The sequence below is a fragment of the Streptomyces sp. NPDC051662 genome (assembly GCF_040681655.1).
GTDB lineage: Bacteria > Actinomycetota > Actinomycetes > Streptomycetales > Streptomycetaceae > Streptomyces.
Genome location: NZ_JBFAZD010000006.1, coordinates 99230 through 118683, shown reverse-complemented (window position 1 = coordinate 118683; position 19454 = coordinate 99230). Strand labels below are relative to the sequence as shown.

The window sequence follows — 19454 nt, the reverse complement described above, 5'->3', positions numbered from 1 at the left end:
CTCCCCCAGCCAGTGTACGGCCGTGGGGTACACCGCTAGCAAGAGCAGCCGACCACGCTACCCCGCGATCACGCTGGTCGTTGCCGATAGCGTCCCGTAGCGTCCCGGTATGAACGTCGCTTGGGAAGAATCCGGATGGGAACGGCTGGCTCCAGGAGTGGGGCGGCTGCGGCTGCCGGGGTGGGACGCGACGACCGGACTGGCCGTCGGCGCCGACGCGGCGCTGCTGTACGACACGGGTTCCACGCTCCGCGAGGGCGCCGCGATCCGGGCACACACACGGACGCTGCTCGGCGGCCGTGATGTGACCCATATCGCGCTGAGCCACCCGCACTTCGACCATGTGCTGGGGACGGCCGCGTTCACGGAGGCGGAGGTGTACGGGGCCGCGGGCATGGCGGAACTGCTCACCGGGGGCGCGGCGGGCCTGTACGAGGACGCCGTACGCCACGGGGTCGCCGCCGGGGAAGCCGCCGAGGCGGTGGACCTCCTGGTGGCGCCCCGGCACGCGGTGTCCGGAGAAGTGACGCTGGACCTGGGCGGCCTCCGGGTCCTGCTCGCGGACGCCGGGCCCGGTCATACCGCGCACGATCTCGCGATGCTGGTGCCCGGCTCCCCTGCGGTGGTCTTCTGTGGCGATCTGGTGGAGGAGTCCGGCGAACCGCAGGCGGGCCCCGACGCGGTCCCGGCGCGCTGGCCGGCCGCCCTGGACCGGCTGCTGGCGCTGGGCGGCGAGGACGCGCTGTACGTGCCGGGTCACGGGGCGGTGGTGGACGCGGCGTTCGTACGGGCACAGCGGGACGCGCTGGCCGCGCGTGCGGGGGCGTCGTAGCCGCCGTGCCGCGCTCCGGCCTATCGTCGTGCGCATGCGCAGTTACAGCCCTGATCTGACGCCCCCGTGGAAGAAGTCCACGCCCGCGCCCGAGGTCCCCGCCGAGCCGGATCTGGTGGTCGAGGAGGTGTCAACGGGCTTCTGCGGCGCGGTGATCCGCTGCGAGAAGACCGCCGAGGGTCCGACGGTCACGCTGGAGGACCGCTTCGGCAAGCACCGGGTCTTCCCGCTGCTGCCCGCCGGCTTCCTCCTGGAGGGCCGGCCGGTGACCCTGATCCGCCCGGCGACGGCGGGCCCCTCCCGACCGTCCCGTACCGCCTCCGGCTCGGTCGCCGTCCCCGGGGTCCGGGCCCGTGTGGCGAGGGCGGGCCGCATCTACGTGGAGGGCCGGCACGACGCGGAGCTGGTCGAGAAGGTGTGGGGCGACGATCTGCGCGTCGAGGGCGTGGTCGTGGAGTACCTGGGCGGCATCGACGATCTCCCCGCCATCGTCAGCGAGTTCGCCCCGGCCCCGGACGCGCGGCTGGGCGTCCTGGTCGACCATCTGGTACCGGGCTCGAAGGAGTCCCGCATCGCGTCCGCGGTGACGGGCGCGGACGTCCTGGTGGTGGGCCACCCCTACATCGACGTCTGGCAGGCGGTGAAGCCGTCGTCGGTGGGGATCGCGGCGTGGCCTGCGGTGCCGAGGGGCGAGGACTGGAAGACGGGCGTGTGCCGCGCGCTGGGCTGGCCGGAGAACACGGGGGCGGCGTGGCAGCACATCCTGTCCCGCGTGCGTTCCTACCGGGACCTGGAGCCGGCGCTGCTGGGACGGGTGGAGGAACTGATCGACTTCGTCACGGTGGGCGGTGCGGGAGGTTTGACGAGGTGAGTCTCGGCGGGGCCGGTGGTGCGGTGCGCCTCCGGCGGGGGGTCGTTGTTCGAGGTGCGTTTCGGCTGGGGCCGGTGGTGCGGTGCGGGTTGTCGCCGGTGGTCGCTCCGGGCTCGCATCCGGGACTGCATGATTTACGGCGCGACTCCGCCCAATCGATGGTTCGGGCGTTCGCGCGCCACAAATCACGCTCTACGTCCCGGACACGACCCCTGCGCGCCCCCCTTCACCGCCCGCACAAGCGGCCCGGCCGACCACGAGGCCGAGTGCGACCACCCGGGGGGAGGGGGTCGGGGTCGGAGGAGGTGCGTGTCCGGACACTAAAGCGTGATTTGTGGCGCACGGACGCCCGAACCAACGACAGGGCAGGGTCGCGCCGTAAATCATGCCGTCCGGACATGTACCTCCGGAGGCCCCGGCCCCCGGCACCACAACGCACCCGCGCCGAAGGCGCCCCGCACCACGACCCCCCGCCGGAAGGCGCACCGCACCCCGCGCCACGACCCCCGCCGGAAGGCGAACCGCAGATCAGTCCACCAGGTCCCTGACCACCGCGTCCGCCAGCAGCCGCCCCCGCAGCGTCAGCACCGCACGCCCCTCGTCGTACGGCCCCCGCCGCAGCAGCCCGTCGGCCAGGGCGCGGCGGGCCGCCGCCAGGCCGGCCGGACGTAGCAAGGACAGCTCGCAGCCGTCCGAGAGCCGCAGCTCCAGCAGGACGCGCTCCACCCGGCGGTCCTCCGCCGTCAGGATCTCCCGGCCCGCGCCCGGCGACCGTCCCGACGCCAGCGCCGCCGCGTACGCGCCCGGGTGCTTCACGTTCCACCAGCGCACGCCCCCTATGTGGCTGTGCGCCCCCGGCCCCGCGCCCCACCAGTCCGCGCCGCGCCAGTACAGCTCGTTGTGCAGGCAGCGGGCCGCCTCCGAGGTCGCCCAGTTGGACACCTCGTACCAGGAGAAGCCCGCCGCCGCCAGCACCTCGTCCGCGATCAGATACCGGTCCGCGTGCTCGTCGTCGTCCGTCATCGGGACCTCGCCGCGCCGGATGCGCCGGGCCAGCTGGGTGCCCTCCTCCACGATCAGCGCGTACGCGGAGACATGGTCGGGCCCCGCCCCCACCGCCGCCGCGAGCGATTCGCGCCAGTCGTCGTCGGTCTCCCCCGGCGTGCCGTAGATCAGATCGAGGTTCACATGCTCGAACCCCGCCGCACGGGCCTCCGCGACGCACGCCTCGGGCCGCCCGGGGGTGTGCGTACGGTCCAGGACCTTCAGTACGTGCTGCTTCGCGCTCTGCATACCGAAGGAGATCCGGTTGAAGCCGCCCTCCCGCAGGGCCGCCAGATACGCCGGATCCACGGATTCCGGATTCGCCTCCGTGGTGATCTCGGCATCGTCCGCGAGCCCGAACTCGTCACGGATCACCCCGAGCATCCGTACCAGATCGGCCGCGGCGAGCAGTGTCGGCGTACCGCCGCCGACGAACACCGTACGGACCTGCCTCGGGTCGTCGCCGAGAACCTTCCTGGCCAGCCGTACCTCGTCGGCGAGGGTGTCCGCGTAGTTGTCGCGGGAGGCCAGGACACCGCCCGAGCCGCGCAGCTCGGTCGCCGTGTACGTGTTGAAGTCGCAGTAGCCGCAGCGGCTCGCGCAGTACGGAACGTGCAGGTAGAAGCCGAGGGGCCGGTCCGCCGCGCCCGTGAGGGCGTGCGGGGGCAGCGCGCCGGTCTCGGGCATGGGGTCACCGTCGGGCAGTGCGGAAGGCATGCCCCCAGTGTCCCGTACGCGGCGGGTGGACCGGGTCCCGCGCCGGTCCACCCGGTTACGCGGGGGCTCAGGTCGCCTGGAGCACCAGCAGCGCCACGTCGTCCTCCGGCGGCGTCTCGTCGAAGTCGTGGACCACCTGCCGTATCCGCTCCGCGACGCCCTGGGCCGTCAGCCCCACACACCCCGCCAGGGCCCGCGCGAGGCCGTCGCCGTCGTCGAGCATCCGCCGGCCGGAGCGGCGCTCCGTGACGCCGTCGGTGACGCAGAGCAGGGTGTCGCCCGGCTCCAGGTCGAAGGTGCTGCTCTCGTACGCGACCTTGTCGACGACCCCGAGCAGCAACTGTGGCTCCGCCGCCGCGCGTACCGTCCCGTCCGGCCGCAGAAGCAGCGGCAGCGGATGGCCGGCGCTGGCGAGGGTGCACCGTACGGCACCGCCCTCGCCCGGCAGCGGCATCAGCTCGCCGTACAGCAGGGAGAGGAAGCGGGCCTGGCTGCCCTCGGACGGTGAGGGTGACGACGACGGGTGCGCGGACGCGGCGGACGCCACGGACGCCACAGACGTCGCGGACGCGGCAGACGCGGCAGACGCGGCGACCATCAGGGACGCGGACTCGGCCGCCTCCGTCGCGTCGTCCAGCAGCAGCCGGTTCAGCCGGTCGAGGACCGCGCCGACGCGGTAGCCCTCGCGGGCGAGCAGCCGCAGCCAGGGGCGGGCCAGGCCGGTGACGACGGCGGCCTCGGGACCGCTGCCCTGGACGTCGCCGAGCATGAAGCACCAGCGGTCGCCCGGCGGGCACGGGAAGACGTCGTAGAAGTCACCGCCCGCCAGACCGTCGTCGCTCGGCTCGTACACCAGCGAGCTGGCGATGCCAGGGATGCGCGCCACCTGGCTGGGCAGCAGTCCGCGTTGCAGGACCCGGCTGATGGTGACCTGACGGGTGTAGCGGCGGGCCGCGCCGATCGCGAGGCCGACGCGGCGCGCGAAGTCCTCGATGAGCGCGGTCACTTCGTCGGGGACCGGGCCCTGCCCCGGCCTGCCGAGCAGCAGCGTGCCGAGCGCGCGCCCGTTCGCGACCAGCCGGCAGGCGAGCGCCGCCCCGGCCCCGGAACCGAGCACAGGACCGGCCCCGGAGTCCGGACCCGGGCCGGAACCGGGACCCGGGCCGGAACCGGCACCGGAGCCCTCGCCCGGCCAGGGCACCCGCACCGGTCCGCCCCTCGGCGAGACCGGTAACCGCGGCGGCTCCTTCTCCAGGAGCCCGCGCAGCGGCTCGATCCTCGCCTCGTCCGCGTGCCACACCCGCGCCAGCCGGGGCACCGCGCCCTGCTGCCCGCCCTCGCCGTCCAGCCAGACCGCGCACCACTCCGCGAGCCGTGGCACCAGCAACTGTCCGGCGAGCGCCGCGACGAGATCCTCGTCCAGCTGCCCGGCGAGCAGTTCGGACGCCTCGGCGAGGAACGAGAGGGCGCCCCGGCCCGTCCACTCGGGGTCGTCGCGCACCGTACGGCGGGTCGCCGGCGCGAGGATCTCGGCGGCGCGCAGCCCGCGCCGCAGGGCGGGTTCGGTCCCCTGGTCCTGTCCCGGGTCCCGGCCTTCGAGCGGGAGACGGGCCCAGACGGTCTTGAGCCCCGAGCGATAGGTGATGCCCCAGCGTTCGGCGAGCGCGGCGACCAGTTGCAGCCCGCGCCCGTACTCGGGTGTGCCGGCCGGTCCCTGCCCGGCCGCGTCGCTCTGTATGGCGCGGGCGGGGTGGTGGTCGGAGACTTCGAGGACCACGGCCGCGGGTTCCTCGCCCTCCCCCGAGGGGGTCCCGGACGTGTCCTCACCGGGGTCTTCGAGCCGGCAGAGCAGCTCGACGGTGGTGCCCGCGTGCACCACCGCGTTGGTGACGAGTTCGTCGACGATCAGCACCGCGTCGTCCGCGAGCAGATCGGTGCTGTGTTCCCCCGGGGAACAGCCCTCGTCCCCCTGGCAGAAGGTACAGGTGGTGAGCAGCCCGAGACTGGTCCAGTCCGCCAGCGCGGCGCGGGTGAAGCGGCGCGCGGCGGACGGCGCGAGCGGGTTGCCCGGCAGGCTGGTACGTGATGTCGACCGCGTGTCCCTCCGTAACGGCACCGGGGGTGCCGGGAGATGAAGGGTCTCGCGCGGGATCGGAATGCGCCCCACTGCGGCTCCTGATCCGGTTCTGGCGTTGTGCCGCTTACGATCCCGACAGAGTGACAGACGGAGCCCGCTCATACGCGCCGAGTCATGGAAGTGGACAAGATTTGACCATGAACCGGAAGCACACCGGCCGGATGCGCGGTGGTACGGCGGGGAGCGCGTCGGCGCGGTGGCGACACGTGGCCAAACGGCCGGAAGGACGTGCCAAAACGCTTCGCACAGAGCATCCTTGCCTCCCTGGCCTGAACACGGGGCCGGACAAGGGGAGCGGGATGAGCAGGACAACAGCCACCACGGACCGGGCGAGCATCCTTCTCGTCGATGACCTGGAGGACAATCTCGACGCACTGGAAGCGGTCCTCGCCTCGCTGGACGAGCCGCTCGTACGGGCCCGTTCGGGCGAGGAGGCGGTGCGGGCGCTGTCGCGGGAGCCGTTCGCGCTGATTCTGCTGGATGTCCGGATGCCCGGCATGGACGGCTTCGAGACCGCCTACCGGATCAAGCGGCTCGACGGGGCCAAGGACATCCCGATCATCTTCGTGAACGGTCCGGAGTCCGACAGCGGTTATGCCTTCCGGGGCTATGCCACGGGCGCGGCGGACTTCCTGACCAAGCCCTTCGATCCGTGGATGCTCCGTGCCAAGGTCAGCGTCTTCCTCGATCTGTACCGCAAGAACCGCCAGTTGGAACGGCTGCTGGCCCGGGAGCAGGAGCATCTGGGGGAGATCACGGACCGGCTGGCCTCGATCGAGGACGAGTTACGCGGGGGCGCCACCGGGGGCCTCGGCTCGGTGGGGAAGCAACTGGCCCGAATAGAGGAGACGTTGGCGGAACTGCGGCGCGACCGGGGCCGGTAGGGCCCCGGTCCGAGACGGCCGCCCTCAGGACTCCCGGGTGCCCTCGTACATCTCCTCGATCAGATCCTTGTACGTCCGCTCCACCACCGGCCTCTTGAGCTTGAGGCTCGGCGTCAGCTCGCCGTGCTCGATGTCCAGATCGCGCGGCAGCAGCCGGAACTTCTTGATGGTCTGCCAGCGCTGGAGTCCCCCGTTGAGCCGCTGCACATAGCCCGCGACCAGGCGTTCGGTCGCCGGGGAGGCGACCACCTCGGCGTAGGTCCTGCCCGCCAGACCGTTCTCGGCGGCCCAGCCGAGGATGGTCGGCTCGTCGAGCGCGATCAGCGCCGTACAGAAGTTACGGTCCGCGCCGTGCACCAGGATGTTGGAGACGAACGGGCACACCGCCTTGAACTGTCCCTCGACCTCGGCCGGGGCGATGTACTTGCCGCCCGACGTCTTGATGAGGTCCTTCTTGCGGTCGGTGATCCGCAGATAGCCGTCGGGGGACAGCTCGCCGATGTCGCCGGTGTGGAACCACCCGTCGGGCTCCAGCACCTCCGCCGTCTTCTCCGGCAGCCCCTGATATCCGGCCATGATCCCCGGGCCGCGCAGCAGGATCTCGCCGTCGTCGGCGATCCGTACCTCGGTGCCGGGCAGCGGCTTGCCGACCGTGCCGGTGCGGTACGCCTCCCCCGGGTTGACGAAGCTGGCGGCGCTGGACTCGGTCAGTCCGTAGCCCTCCAGGATGTGGATCCCGGCCCCGGAGAAGAAGTAGCCGATGTCGGGCGCGAGCGCGGCGGAGCCGGAGACCGCGGCGCGCAGCCGGCCGCCGAACGCCTCGCGCAGCTTGGCGTAGACGAGCGCGTCGGCGGCCTTGTGCTTGGCGCCGAGGGCGAACGGTACGGAGGCCGTGCCCGTACGCCGGAAGTTGTCCTGGGAGACCTTGGCGTACTCGCGGGCGACCCCCGCCGCCCACTGGAAGATCTTGTACTTGGCGGCGCCACCCGCCCGCGCCTTGGCCGCGACCCCGTTGTAGACCTTCTCGAAGATCCTCGGCACGGCCGCCATATAGGTCGGCTGGACCACCGGCAGATTCTCGATGATCTTGTCGACCCGCCCGTCCACGGCGGTGACATGCCCGACCTCGATCTGTCCCGAGGTCAGCACCTTGCCGAAGACATGGGCGAGCGGCAGCCACAGATACTGGACATCGTCCTTGGTGATCAGTCCGGTGCCGGCGGTGGCCTTGGCCATGTACGACCAGTTGTCGTGGGGCAGCCGTACGCCCTTGGGCCGGCCGGTGGTGCCCGAGGTGTAGATCAAGGTGGCGAGCTGGGTGGCCGTGATGGCCGCGACCCGCTCCTTGACCGCCTCCGGACGTGTGAGCAGATACTCCGTGCCGCGCGCCTCCAGATCGGCCAGCGAGAGCACCCAGCCCTCCGGGTCACCCTCGGCGGGGAGTGCGTCGGCGGCGTCGATCACGACGACATGGCGGAGATGCGGCAGCTCGGCCCGGTGTTCGCGCGCCTTGGCGAGCTGGGCGGCGTCCTCGGCGATCAGGACCCGGCTCTCGGAGTCGGCGAGGATGTAGGCGGACTCCTCGGTATTGGTCGAGGGGTAGACCGTGGTGGTCGCGGCGCCCGCGCACATCACCCCGAGGTCGGCGAGGATCCACTCGACGCGGGTGGACGAGGCGAGCGCGACGCGCTCCTCGGGCCGTACGCCCAGCGCGATCAGACCGGCGGCGATGGCGTACACCCGCTCGGCCGCCTCGCGCCAGCTCAGGGAGCGCCACTCGTCGGGCCCCTGGCCGGTCGGCGCGGGCACGGGAAAGCGGTAGGCCTCCGCGTCCGGCGTGGCGCTCACGCGCTCAATGAAGAGGGTCGCCACGGAGGGCGGCCGGTTCTCGATCAAGTTCTGTGTGTCGCTCACGACATCCTCCGAGCCCGCGGCAGCGCTGCGTGACTGACCTGATTATGTGACTGACGAGTAACTAACCGACGAGTAACTAGGATCATTGATCAGACTAGATGCCACCCGCCCGGTACGTAAGGGGCAGCGACACGCCGCTTCATATCGAACCGCCCCAGGGGGCGCGCGGTACACGAACGGGCCCCTGCGCCACGGCGCGGGGCCCGTCCTGTCCATGGATCACGCTCTGCTACTTCTCCGCGCTACGTCGTCGTACCGCCTCGGGGCGCTGTCGTCGTACCGCCCCGGGGCCCTACTTCTTCGCCTTGCCGCCGGACTCGTCGCTGGAGAGCACCGCGATGAAGGCCTCCTGCGGGACCTCCACACTGCCGACCATCTTCATCCGCTTCTTGCCCTCCTTCTGCTTCTCCAGCAGCTTCCGCTTCCGGGAGATGTCACCGCCGTAGCACTTGGCGAGCACGTCCTTGCGGATGGCGCGGATCGTCTCGCGGGCGATGACCCGGGAGCCGATGGCCGCCTGGATGGGCACCTCGAAGGCCTGCCGCGGGATCAGCTCACGCAGCTTGGCGACCAGCCGCACACCGTACGCGTACGCCTGGTCCCGGTGGGTGATCGCGGAGAAGGCGTCCACCTTGTCGCCGTGCAGCAGGATGTCGACCTTGACCAGATGGGCGGTCTGCTCGCCGGTGGGCTCGTAGTCGAGCGAGGCGTAGCCCCGGGTCTTGGACTTCAGCTGGTCGAAGAAGTCGAAGACGATCTCGGCGAGCGGCAGCGTGTAGCGGATCTCGACCCGGTCCTCGGAGAGATAGTCCATGCCGAGCAGGGTGCCGCGACGGGACTGGCACAGCTCCATGATCGAGCCGATGAACTCGCTCGGAGCGAGGATCGTGGCCCGTACGACCGGCTCGTGCACCGAGTCGATCTTGCCCTCGGGAAACTCGCTCGGGTTGGTGACCGTGTGCTCCTTGCCGTCCTCCATCAGCACGCGGTAGACCACGTTGGGGGCGGTGGCGATCAGATCCAGCCCGAACTCGCGCTCCAGACGCTCCCGGATCACATCGAGGTGCAGCAGTCCGAGGAAGCCGACGCGGAAGCCGAAGCCGAGGGCCGCGGAGGTCTCCGGCTCGTAGACCAGGGCCGCGTCATTGAGCTGGAGCTTGTCGAGGGCGTCGCGCAGCTCGGGGTAGTCCGAGCCGTCCAGCGGATAGAGGCCGGAGAACACCATGGGCTTGGGGTCCTTGTAGCCGCCGAGCGCTTCGGTCGCCCCCTTGTTGAGGGTGGTGATCGTGTCACCGACCTTGGACTGCCGTACGTCCTTCACGCCCGTGATGATGTAGCCCACCTCACCGACGCCGAGGCCGTCCGCCGGGGTCATCTCCGGCGAGGAGACCCCGATCTCCAGCAGCTCGTGGGTGGCGCCGGTGGACATCATCCGGATCCGCTCGCGCTTGTTGAGCTGGCCGTCGATGACACGTACGTAGGTGACGACACCGCGGTAGGAGTCATAGACGGAGTCGAAGATCATCGCGCGGGCGGGCGCGTCCGCGACGCCGACCGGCGGCGGTACGTCCTTGACCACCCGGTCGAGCAGCACGTCCACGCCGACACCGGTCTTCGCCGAGACCTTGAGCACGTCCTCCGGCTGACAGCCGATGAGGTTCGCCAGCTCCTCGGAGAACTTCTCCGGCTGGGCGGCCGGCAGATCGATCTTGTTGAGCACCGGGACGATGGTGAGATCGTTCTCCATCGCCAGATAGAGGTTGGCGAGGGTCTGCGCCTCGATGCCCTGGGCGGCGTCCACCAGCAGGACCGTGCCCTCACAGGCCGCGAGCGAACGGGACACCTCATAGGTGAAGTCCACGTGGCCCGGCGTGTCGATCATGTTGAGGACATGCGTCGTGCCCTCGCCCTCGCCCGTACGGGGAGCCCAGGGCAGCCGGACCGCCTGGGACTTGATCGTGATGCCGCGCTCGCGCTCGATGTCCATGCGGTCGAGGTACTGAGCGCGCATCTGCCGCTGGTCGACCACTCCGGTCAGCTGGAGCATCCGGTCGGCGAGCGTCGACTTGCCGTGGTCGATGTGCGCGATGATGCAGAAGTTGCGGAGCAGCGCCGGGTCCGTACGGCTCGGCTCGGGCACGTGGAGAGGGGTCGCGGGCACGCAGGGTCCTGATTCTTGAGACGCGCGGCGTCTCGTCTCGGGTCGACTCGGATCGATACGTAGGCTCCATCGTCCCACGGGTACGGGACTGCGCCCGGTTTGGGCCGGTCGGAGGGTGACTGGTAGCCTGAACAGCTGTGTCTCGTGCCGTCTCGGCGCGGGGCGGCTCAGTCAAGATTCACCGAACCTGAAAAGGCTCTTTCGTGGCGAACATCAAGTCCCAGATCAAGCGGAACAAGACCAACGAGAAGGCACGCCTGCGCAACAAGGCTGTCAAGTCGTCGCTCAAGACCGCGATCCGCAAGGCCCGTGAGGCCGCTGCCGCGGGCGACGTCGAGAAGGCCTCGCTGGCCGCTCGTGAGGCGTCCCGCAAGCTCGACAAGGCTGCCTCGAAGGGTGTCATCCACAAGAACGCCGCCGCCAACAAGAAGTCGGCGCTGGCTGCCAAGGTTGCTTCCCTCCAGGGCTGAGCGCTCTCTTGATTTGACCGCCGGACGGGACTCAGCGGGCCCTCTCTACCGCTCCTGACCGGCGTCCCCGAGCTCGCACGCGACTGCGTTCGCCACGCGGGTGCGAGTTCACCAGGTTTGACGTCGAGGCCCCGGCCCCGTCCTCCCCAGGACGGGTCACCGGGGCCTTCGGCGTACGCGCTCCCAGGTGTCGGCGGTCTCAGCGGTGTCAGCGGTGTCAGCGGTCTCCGCGGTTCGAGCGGGCGGCGCGGGCGATCGCGACGACCGCCTTCTCCAGCGCGTACTCCGGGTCGTCACCGCCGCCCTTGACGCCCGCGTCGGCGTCGGCGACCGCCCGCAGCGCCGTCGCCACACCGTCCGGGGTCCAGCCGCGCATCTGCTGACGCACGCGATCGATCTTCCACGGGGGCATCCCCAGCTCACGCGCGAGATCGGCGGGCCGGCCGCCGCGCGCGGAGGAGAGCTTGCCGATGGCCCGCACCCCCTGGGCGAGGGCGCTGGTGATCAGTACGGGCGCCACCCCGGTCGACAGCGACCAGCGCAGCGCTTCGAGGGCGTCGGCGGTCCTGCCCTCCACGGCGCGGTCGGCGACATTGAAGCTGGACGCCTCCGCGCGGCCCGTGTAGTAGCGGCCCACGACCGCGTCGTCGATCGTGCCCTCGACATCCGCCGTGAGCTGGGAGACGGCGCTCGCCAGCTCCCGCAGATCGCTGCCGATCGAGTCGACCAGCGCCTGGCAGGCCTCGGCCGTGGCCGAGCGGCCCAGCGCGCGGAACTCCGAACGTACGAACGTGAGCCGCTCCGCGGGCTTGGTCGTCTTGGGGCAGGCGACCTCACGGGCCCCCGCCTTGCGGGCGGCGTCCAGCACCCCCTTGCCCTTGGCGCCGCCGGCGTGCAGCAGGACGAGCGTGATCTCCTCGGCCGGGGCGTCGAGATACGCCTTGACGTCCTTGATCGTGTCGGCGGAGAGGTCCTGCGCGTTCCGTACGATCACGACCTTGCGCTCGGCGAAGAGCGATGGGCTGGTCAGCTCGGCGAGGGTGCCGGGCTGGAGCTGGTCGGAGGTGAGGTCGCGGACGTCCGTATCGGCGTCGGAGGCGCGGGCCGCCGCCACCACCTGCTGCACGGCGCGGTCGAGCAGCAGATCCTCCTGGCCCACGGCGAGCGTGAGCGGGGCGAGCGGGTCGTCGGGGGAAGCTTTTTTGGTGGCCATCGTGATCCAGGGTCGCACGGCCCACTGACACCCGGACGCCTGGCTGCCGCCGTGCGGTCACCGAGCCACGAAGCCCTGCTTCGGCCATGAAGACCGCTCACACGCGACGCGGCCGGGGCCGATCCGCCGGACAGGTCCTACGGCGCCTCCAGCCAGCCGCCCCACTCGGCGGCGAACGCGTCGAGCGCGACCGTGTCCATCCGCGCCTCGGGGTCCTCCACGACCAGCAGCCACTGAGCGTCCTCCGCGTCGTCCTCCCCGGCCAGGGCGTCCCGCAGCAACCGCGGTGCCTGGGGCAGGCCGAACCGGTCCCCCAGCTGTTCCGCCGCGTCCTCGGCCGCGTCACGGTCGGGCAGTACCAGCAGGTGTCTCACATCGCTCACGGACCCCATTATCGGGTGTCGTCACTTGTACTTCAGCTGCGTGTCCTTGGGCACGATCTGGATGTCGAGCTCGATCCTGATGTTGGAGCCGACGACGGCGATGCCACGGGCCAGCATCGTCTGCCAGTCGATGGTGTAGTCCTCACGGTGCAGTTCGGTGGTGGCGACGACGGCCGCGCGCGTCTCGCCCTCCATACCGACGCGCATACCGCCGTAGTTGGCGTCGAGCGTCACCGTGCGCGTGACGCCGTGCAGCGTGAACCCGCCGGTGATCGCCCAGGTGCTGCCACCGCGGTGTACGAAGCGGTCGCTGTAGAACTCCATCGTCGGGTACTTCTCCACGTCGAGGAAGTCCGCCGACCGCAGATGGTCGTCACGCATGCGCACATTGGTGTTGATCGAAGCGGCGTCGATGACGACATGCATCGCCGTGTTCTCGATGGTGTCGCCGATCCGGATCGCCCCGGCGAAGTTGTCGAACCGGCCGTGTACGCGGGCGAGTCCGATATGGCGGGCGGTGAAGCCGACCCGTGTGTGGGCCTGTTCGATCTCCCAGTCGCCGGGGGCGGGCAGCGGAAGCGACGGGGCCACCTGGAGCACGATGTCCCCGAGACCGCTGGGCTCCACGCCCTCGGCGATCGACACATTGCCCCGGTACGGGGCGAAGCTGTCGGCCGAGATGGCGAGCCGGTACTCCCCGAACGGCACCATCGCCACGAGCGTCCCGAAGGGGTCGGTCTCACCGCTCACGACCTTACGGCCGGCGCTGTCACTCACCGTGAACTCGGCCTGCCCGACAGGTTCGTTGACGGGGTCGAGGACCCGGCAGGTGAGCAGCCCCGCGCCGAAGGGCACAGAGAGCCCGGCGAGCGGGTTGCTCCGCTGATGAGCGGCCGTCCGTCGGCCGAGAAGGCGGCTGATCATGGTGTACGTACCCCTGTGCGTTCGGGCTCTGCGGGGCCGCGCACGGGAGACGTCATCGTCGAGAGCGGCGACCCATGACGAGTAGGCATTCGATCACCCCTGCTTTGTTCGAGGCAAACGTACCCACTGGTACAGGGCTACGCCGAGTCGATTGTCACCCGCTGTTAAACAACCGATGTGTCAAGGAGTCGCCGCCGGATCGCCGCGCGGGTCGGCGCCGGGGAGGGCGGTGACCGTGGTCGCGGGAACCGACCCCCCGCCGCCCGGGACGAGGTCCGGCCCCGGGACACGGCTCGTAGTCCGGCCCCGGCTCCCACCACCGCGATCGCCCCGTCCGTATCCGTACGGAGCACCGCCGCTCCCCCGGCGCGGAGCGTGTCGACGGTACGGGGCGAGGGGTGTCCGTACGGATTGTCCCGGCCCGCCGAGATGAGGGCCAGCCGGGGGCGTACCTCGCGCAGCAGCCCCGGATGCTGGAAAGGCGAGCCGTGATGGGCCACCTTGAGCACGTCCACCGGTGGCAGCGTCTCCCAGCTACGCAACAGGCCCCGTTGAGCGGGTGGTTCGAGATCACCGAGGAGCAGCAGCGTCGGCCCCCGGGCGATCCGTACGAACAGGGTGACGCTGGAGTCGTTCGGCTCCCCGGCCCTCGGGGCCGCCCCGGCCCCCGGCCACAGCACCCGCCAGGTCAGCGGTCCGATCCGGCGCTGCTCGCCCGGCCGCGCACGGACGACGGGCACGCGCGCCCCGGCCGCCGTCCTCCGTACGAACGCGGCTTGTTCCGGGGGGTCTTCGGAGACCGTCGTCTGGATCGCGCCGATCGCCCGGCCCCGCAGGACGCCCGGCAGTCCCGCGACATGGTCGGCGTGGAAGTGGGTGAGCACCAGCAGCGGGACGCGCGTGACGCCGAGGTCCCGCAGACAGCGGTCGGCCGGACCGGGATCGGGTCCCGCGTCCACGACCACGGCCGTGGAGTCGCCCACCGCGAGCACGGTCGCGTCGCCCTGACCGACGTCGCACATCGCGAACGTCCATCCCGGCGGCGGCCATCCGGTGACGATCCGGGTGAGCGGCGGCGGCCGGAGGACCGCGAGCAGCAGCAGTACGGCGCAGACGGCGGCCGTCCAGGGATGGCGCGGGACACGCCGCAGGGCGAGCAGGACGGGGACCGTCACGACGGCGAGCAGCAGGCCACCACGCCAGCCGCCCGGCCAGGCGACCTCCGCGCCCGGCAGGGCCGCGCCGGCGCGCGCGACGGACGCGATCCACCCCGCCGGCCAGCCCGCACCCTGGGCGAGCACCTCGGCCACGGGCATCGCCACGGGCGCCACGGCGAGCGCGGCGAAGCCGAGGACCGTGGCCGGGGCCACCGCCAGTTCGGCGAAGAGGTTGCAGGGGATCGCCACCAGCCCGACCCTGGCCGCGAAGACGGCCACCACGGGCGCGCACACCGCCTGCGCCGCGCCGGCCGCGGCCAGCATCTCCGCGAGCCGCGGCGGCACCCCGCGCCGCACCAGCGCCGCGCTCCACCGCGGCCCGATGGTGAGCAGGGCGCCGGTGGCCAGTACGGAGAGGAGGAAGCCATAGCTCCGGGCCAGCCAGGGGTCGTAGAGAACCAGCAGCAGTACGGCGGCGGCCAGCGCGGGAAGCAGGGTTCTGCGGCGGCCCGTGCCGATGGCGAGGAGAGTGATCGCCCCGCAGGCGGCGGCCCGCAGCACACTGGGCTCCGGCCGGCAGACGACCACGAAGGCGAGCGTGAGCACCCCTCCCAGCAGCGCCGTCGACCGCAGTGAGATCCCCAGACGCGGGGCGAGCCCACGCCGTTCGGCTCTGATGGCCAGCCCCGCCGGCCCGATCAGCAGAGCGAGCACAATCGTCAGATTGCTTCCGGATACCGCCATCAGATGCAGCAGATCGGTCGCCGCGAACGCGTCGTGCAGCTCAGGCGGGACGCGCGAGGTGTCGCCGACGACCAGCCCCGGCAGCAGGGCACGGGCATCGGGAGGCAGTCCCTCGGTGGCCTCACGCAACCCGGCACGCAGCTCTCCGGCCCTGCGCTGTACGGGGGTTGGCGCGCCGGTGACCAATGGCGGGCCCGTCCCCTCCACCCGTAACGCCGCGGCGTAGCGGTCGTCCTCACGGAGGGGAGGCGCGAGCTTCCCGGTCAGCCGCAGCCGCGTGGAAGGCAGCAGCCGCTGCCACCGGCCGGAGTGTTCACCGGGCGCGACGATCACCAGAACGGGCGTCCGGCCGGTGGTGGTCCCGTCCCGAGGTGTCATCACCCGGGTGAGGTCCGCGTCCAGGACGAACCCACCCCCCTCGCTCCGGTTCCCACGAACCGCAGGACGCGTGGGCCGGGGGTCGGAGGTCACCGTCAGCTCCGTCGTGACGCGGGCGTACCGCTCCGCGAGGCCCGGTACGGGCCCCCGGTGCGGATCGGCGGCGTGCAGCCCGGCGGACGCCGCTCCGGCTGCGGCGCAGAGCAGCGTCCCCGCGACGGCCACGCCATTGAGCCTTCGCTTGAGTCGTGACGTGAGCCGTGACGTGAGCCGTGACGTGTGCGGTGACGTGAACTGTGCCGTGAGCCGTCGCTCCGGTCCGGCACCGGGCCACACCAGCAGCAGGCCCGCGGTGAGCAGACAGGCCAGCACGCCAACGGCGGTCCAGCGCCCGGGGGTTCCCAGCGCCAGGGCCGCCGCGCCCCACGCCGCCAGGGCGAGCGGGACAAGCCGGAGGTCGGCGGGTGCCTCCTGGTGGGGGTTGGCGGCCCCCAGGCGGTGCCCGGCCGTCGTGTGAACCACCGGGCGCGTCATGGCCGTACAAGGGGCTGGAGGTCCGCGAACCTGCGCTCCCCGATGCCGTTGACCTCGCGCAGTTCATCGACGGACCGGAAACCGCCGTTCCTGCCGCGGTAGTCGATGATGTGCTGGGCGAGCACAGGACCGACCCCGGGGAGCGTGTCGAGCTGTTCGGGCGTGGCCGCGTTGAGGCTCACCGGCCCCGCTGCGGCCCGGGCAGCGTCGCCCGCGCCCGCACCGACGCCCGTACCCGGTGTTCCCGGCGCTCCCGGTGCCCCCAGTGCTCCTGGTGGGGCGGGGCCGCCCACCAGGACCTGTTCGCCGTCCATCAGCACCCGCGCCCGGTTGAGCCCGGTCAGATCCGCGCCGGGCTTCGCTCCCCCGGCGGCACGCAGCGCGTCGGCGACCCGTGACCCGACGGGCAGCCGCAGGACTCCCGGCCGCCGCACCTTCCCGCTCACATCGACAACGACCCGACCCGACAGCGATGGCGAGGACAAGGACAAGGACGAGGGTGCGAGTGTGGGCAGGGACAAGGTCGCCGCTGGTGCCTCGGGGATCACGGCCTCCGCGTCGACGTTCTCCGGAGCCTTGACGGTCCCCGGCCGGCCGCTCCAGAAGTGATGACCGGCCAGGATCACGCCCACCACCAGAACCACCGCGAGCGCCGCGAGTGTCCCGGGCTCCAGACCGCATCTGAGCCGCACCCACAGGGGCAGCCGCTCACACAGCGCGGTCACCGCCCACGCGCGCCCGCGCCCTGCCCGCGCCGCACCCGGCGCCACAGCCCCTTCCGGCGCCACAGCCACAGCCACAGCCGCCTCCGGCACCGGAGCCGTGTCCGGCCCACGCGTCGTGATGGCGTTCCCGCCCTTCCCGGACACAGCGTCGGCGAAGAGCGCTTCCGCGCGACGGCGCACATCCGTCCGAGCAGGGGGTGGGCCGGAGATCGGGCCCGGAGCCGTACCGCCCGCACGGCCCGGACGTGACAGCGACGTGCGCGGGCGGGTGCGTGCGCCGCCGGGACGGCCATGACGCCCATGACGGGCCCGGCCATCGGAGCCCGGGGCACGGCCCGGACCGCTGGTGACAGAGGCGGCCCAGGAGATCGCGGAGACCGCGGAGGGCACGGAGACCGCGGAGGTTACGGAGCGTGTTCGGAGACTCATGCCACAAGACGGTAGGCACATCCGCCCGACCTCGCTGAGCAGGCCGAATTGTCGTGGACAACAAGCGAGTTGTGGAAAACTCGGTCACCCTTACGAGTGGTCGCGCCCCCGCCGAAGGGTCACAGAATCCGCCGCCCCGGTCAGCGCGGGGAGATCACAGCCCCCAGCAGCCCCGGCCCCGTATGCGCCCCGATCACCGCGCCCACCTCACTGACATGCAGATCCACCAGCCCGGGCACCCGCTCACGCAGTCGCTCGGCCAGCGTCAACGCCCTTTCGGGTGCGGCCAAATGATGCACGGCGATGTCCACCTCGCTCGCGCCCGCCCGTTCGACGACAAGCTCCTCCAGCCGCGCGATCGCCTTGGACGCCGTACGCACCTTCTCCAGCATCTCGATACGCCCGCCGTCCAGCTGGAGCAGCGGCTTCACCGCGAGCGCGGAGCCCAGCAGCGCCTGGGCGGCGCCGATACGGCCGCCCCGCCGCAGATAGTCCAGCGTGTCCACATAGAAGTACGCGGAGGTCCCCGCGGCCCGCTTCTCGGCGGCGGCCACCGCCTCGTCGAGCGTGCCGCCCCCCTCCGCCGCCTCGGCCGCCGCCAGCGCGCAGAACCCGAGCGCCATGGCCACCATGCCGGTGTCCACCACCCGTACCGGCACGGGCGCATCCTTCGCCGCGAGCACGGCGGCGTCGTACGTCCCGGAGAACTCGGCCGACAGATGCAGGGAGACGATCCCGGTCGCACCGGATTCCGCCGCCTCGCGGTACGCGGCGGCGAAGACATCGGGGCTCGGCCGGGACGTGGTCACGGAGCGTCGCTTCTGGAGCGCCACGGCGAGCGAACGGGCCGAGATCTCCGTGCCCTCCTCCAGCGCGCGGTCACCGAGCACGACGGTCAGTGGCACCGCGGTGATGCCGTGCCGCTCCATCGCCTGCGGCGGCAGGTAGGCCGTGGAATCGGTGATGATCGCGACATGGCGGGACATGAGCGGGAGGTTACCCGTCGTCGCCCCAGGTCGGCAGCCCGCCCCCACATCAGTGATCGTTTCCGCCCCCGCACACGTCGTGATCCCGCCACGGACCCGCCGGCCCGTGGCACGCGCCTCGGACCGTCAGGTCACCGTCGTCGACCGTCAGGTCGTGGTCTCGGGCCTGGTGTGCCCAGGCGCCTTCTGCCAGGGGTACGTCTGTTGCCGCCGGGGATCGGGCGGCTCGATCGCCTCGGGCACGCCCTGGTCGCCGGCCGAGGAGCCCGCCCGCTCCGCCCCGGCGGCCCCCGCTCCGGAGCCCTCCGGCTCCGGCCACATCATCGGCTCCCGCTCCGGCGGTTCCCCCGCCGTCGACCAGTGCCGCAGCGCCCCGGACTCCACATCGATCTGCGCGCTCAGCGACGACAGGTCGTCCTCCGCGAACTTCCGCGCCCGGTCCCGGGCCGCCCAGCGCAGTGAGTCCGCCGCGTGCGTGATCCGTTCCGTACGTTCACGCAGGTCCTGGAGCCGCTCCGCGACCCTCACCCGGTCCGGATCCCGCTCCAGCTGCCGCAGCTCGTCGTCCAGCTCATGGCCGTGCGCGCTCAGCCGCCGGAAGAGCTCGACCGACTCCGTCAGCGAGGCGTCCTCGGCCACACCGGCCTGGAGCGCGTCCTGCGTGGCCCGCATCGAGGTCCGCAGACTCAGCCGCAGCTGCGCCAGCTCCCCCGCCGCGCCCGTCTGACCGATGCTTCTGGCGCGCAGCGTGGTGTCCTCGACGGTCCGGCGAGCCTGCGAGATCGTACGGTCCACGCCCCGCTTGGCCGCGCGCACCGCCTTCACGCTGACGAACACTCCCAGCGCGACGAAGGCGACGAAGAGCAGCGCCACGATCAGGATCACGACGTCCATGGGCGCCCCTTCGCGTTCGGTCGAGTCCGGAGCGGCTTTCGACGTGCCGCTTCCTCC

At 71.8% G+C, this 19454-nt stretch carries 15 protein-coding genes; 4 read left to right on the top strand and 11 right to left on the bottom strand.

Annotated features, from left to right (window positions below; all coding sequences use genetic code 11):
* Window positions 1-109: 109 nt before the first annotated feature.
* Together AB0M67_RS12445 and AB0M67_RS12440 are read left to right on the top strand one after the other, a co-directional pair.
* Window positions 110-832, top strand: a complete 723-nt coding sequence (locus tag AB0M67_RS12445) for an MBL fold metallo-hydrolase (RefSeq protein ID WP_365745296.1) — start codon at window positions 110-112, stop codon at window positions 830-832.
* Between the two features lie 34 nt (window positions 833-866).
* On the top strand, window positions 867-1703 hold the full coding sequence (locus tag AB0M67_RS12440; RefSeq protein WP_365745295.1) for a DUF3097 domain-containing protein: 837 nt from the start codon (window positions 867-869) through the stop codon (window positions 1701-1703).
* A 528-nt stretch (window positions 1704-2231) separates the two neighbouring features.
* Here the strand turns inward: AB0M67_RS12440 and hemW are convergent.
* Together hemW and AB0M67_RS12430 are read right to left on the bottom strand one after the other, a co-directional pair.
* Complete coding sequence (gene hemW / locus AB0M67_RS12435; RefSeq protein WP_365745294.1) at window positions 2232-3464, bottom strand: radical SAM family heme chaperone HemW; 1233 nt, start codon at window positions 3462-3464, stop codon at window positions 2232-2234.
* Window positions 3465-3531: 67 nt separating this feature from the next.
* Window positions 3532-5631, bottom strand: coding sequence for an ATP-binding SpoIIE family protein phosphatase (locus AB0M67_RS12430; RefSeq protein WP_365745293.1), 2100 nt, complete (start codon window positions 5629-5631; stop codon window positions 3532-3534).
* Between the two features lie 269 nt (window positions 5632-5900).
* Here AB0M67_RS12430 and AB0M67_RS12425 point away from each other — a divergent pair, with 269 nt between their 5' ends.
* Window positions 5901-6485 carry a response regulator gene (locus tag AB0M67_RS12425; protein ID WP_365745292.1) on the top strand — a complete coding sequence of 195 codons (585 nt, stop codon included), beginning with the start codon at window positions 5901-5903 and terminating at the stop codon, window positions 6483-6485.
* 24 nt (window positions 6486-6509) lie between these two features.
* Here the strand turns inward: AB0M67_RS12425 and AB0M67_RS12420 are convergent, their stop codons facing one another.
* Window positions 6510-8399 (bottom strand): AMP-dependent synthetase/ligase, encoded by a 1890-nt coding sequence (locus tag AB0M67_RS12420; RefSeq protein WP_365745291.1) that lies wholly within the window; start codon window positions 8397-8399, stop codon window positions 6510-6512.
* A 292-nt stretch (window positions 8400-8691) separates the two neighbouring features.
* Window positions 8692-10560, bottom strand: coding sequence for a translation elongation factor 4 (gene lepA, locus AB0M67_RS12415; RefSeq protein WP_365745290.1), 1869 nt, complete (start codon window positions 10558-10560; stop codon window positions 8692-8694).
* 203 nt (window positions 10561-10763) lie between these two features.
* Between lepA and rpsT the strand changes: the two genes are divergently transcribed.
* Window positions 10764-11030 (top strand): 30S ribosomal protein S20, encoded by a 267-nt coding sequence (gene rpsT / locus AB0M67_RS12410; protein ID WP_030352331.1) that lies wholly within the window; start codon window positions 10764-10766, stop codon window positions 11028-11030.
* A 217-nt stretch (window positions 11031-11247) separates the two neighbouring features.
* On the opposite strand, the gene holA is transcribed toward rpsT, so the two are convergent.
* The 7 genes from holA to AB0M67_RS12375 form a co-directional block, all read right to left on the bottom strand.
* Entirely contained in the window at window positions 11248-12243 is a 996-nt protein-coding gene (gene holA, locus AB0M67_RS12405; RefSeq protein ID WP_365745289.1) for a DNA polymerase III subunit delta, read from the bottom strand.
* 137 nt (window positions 12244-12380) lie between these two features.
* Window positions 12381-12626 (bottom strand): hypothetical protein, encoded by a 246-nt coding sequence (locus tag AB0M67_RS12400; protein WP_365745288.1) that lies wholly within the window; start codon window positions 12624-12626, stop codon window positions 12381-12383.
* A 21-nt stretch (window positions 12627-12647) separates the two neighbouring features.
* On the bottom strand, window positions 12648-13550 hold the full coding sequence (locus AB0M67_RS12395) for a YceI family protein (RefSeq protein WP_365745287.1): 903 nt from the start codon (window positions 13548-13550) through the stop codon (window positions 12648-12650).
* Between the two features lie 164 nt (window positions 13551-13714).
* Window positions 13715-16363: a ComEC/Rec2 family competence protein gene (locus AB0M67_RS12390; RefSeq protein WP_365745286.1), complete on the bottom strand. Its 2649-nt coding sequence runs from the start codon at window positions 16361-16363 to the stop codon at window positions 13715-13717.
* Complete coding sequence (locus AB0M67_RS12385) at window positions 16360-17163, bottom strand: ComEA family DNA-binding protein (RefSeq protein ID WP_365745285.1); 804 nt, start codon at window positions 17161-17163, stop codon at window positions 16360-16362. Before AB0M67_RS12385 ends, AB0M67_RS12390 begins: the two co-directional genes overlap by 4 nt.
* Window positions 17164-17657: 494 nt before the next feature.
* Complete coding sequence (locus tag AB0M67_RS12380) at window positions 17658-18503, bottom strand: DegV family protein (RefSeq protein ID WP_365745284.1); 846 nt, start codon at window positions 18501-18503, stop codon at window positions 17658-17660.
* Between the two features lie 147 nt (window positions 18504-18650).
* Window positions 18651-19397, bottom strand: coding sequence for a hypothetical protein (locus AB0M67_RS12375; RefSeq protein ID WP_365745283.1), 747 nt, complete (start codon window positions 19395-19397; stop codon window positions 18651-18653).
* Window positions 19398-19454 lie beyond the last annotated feature (57 nt).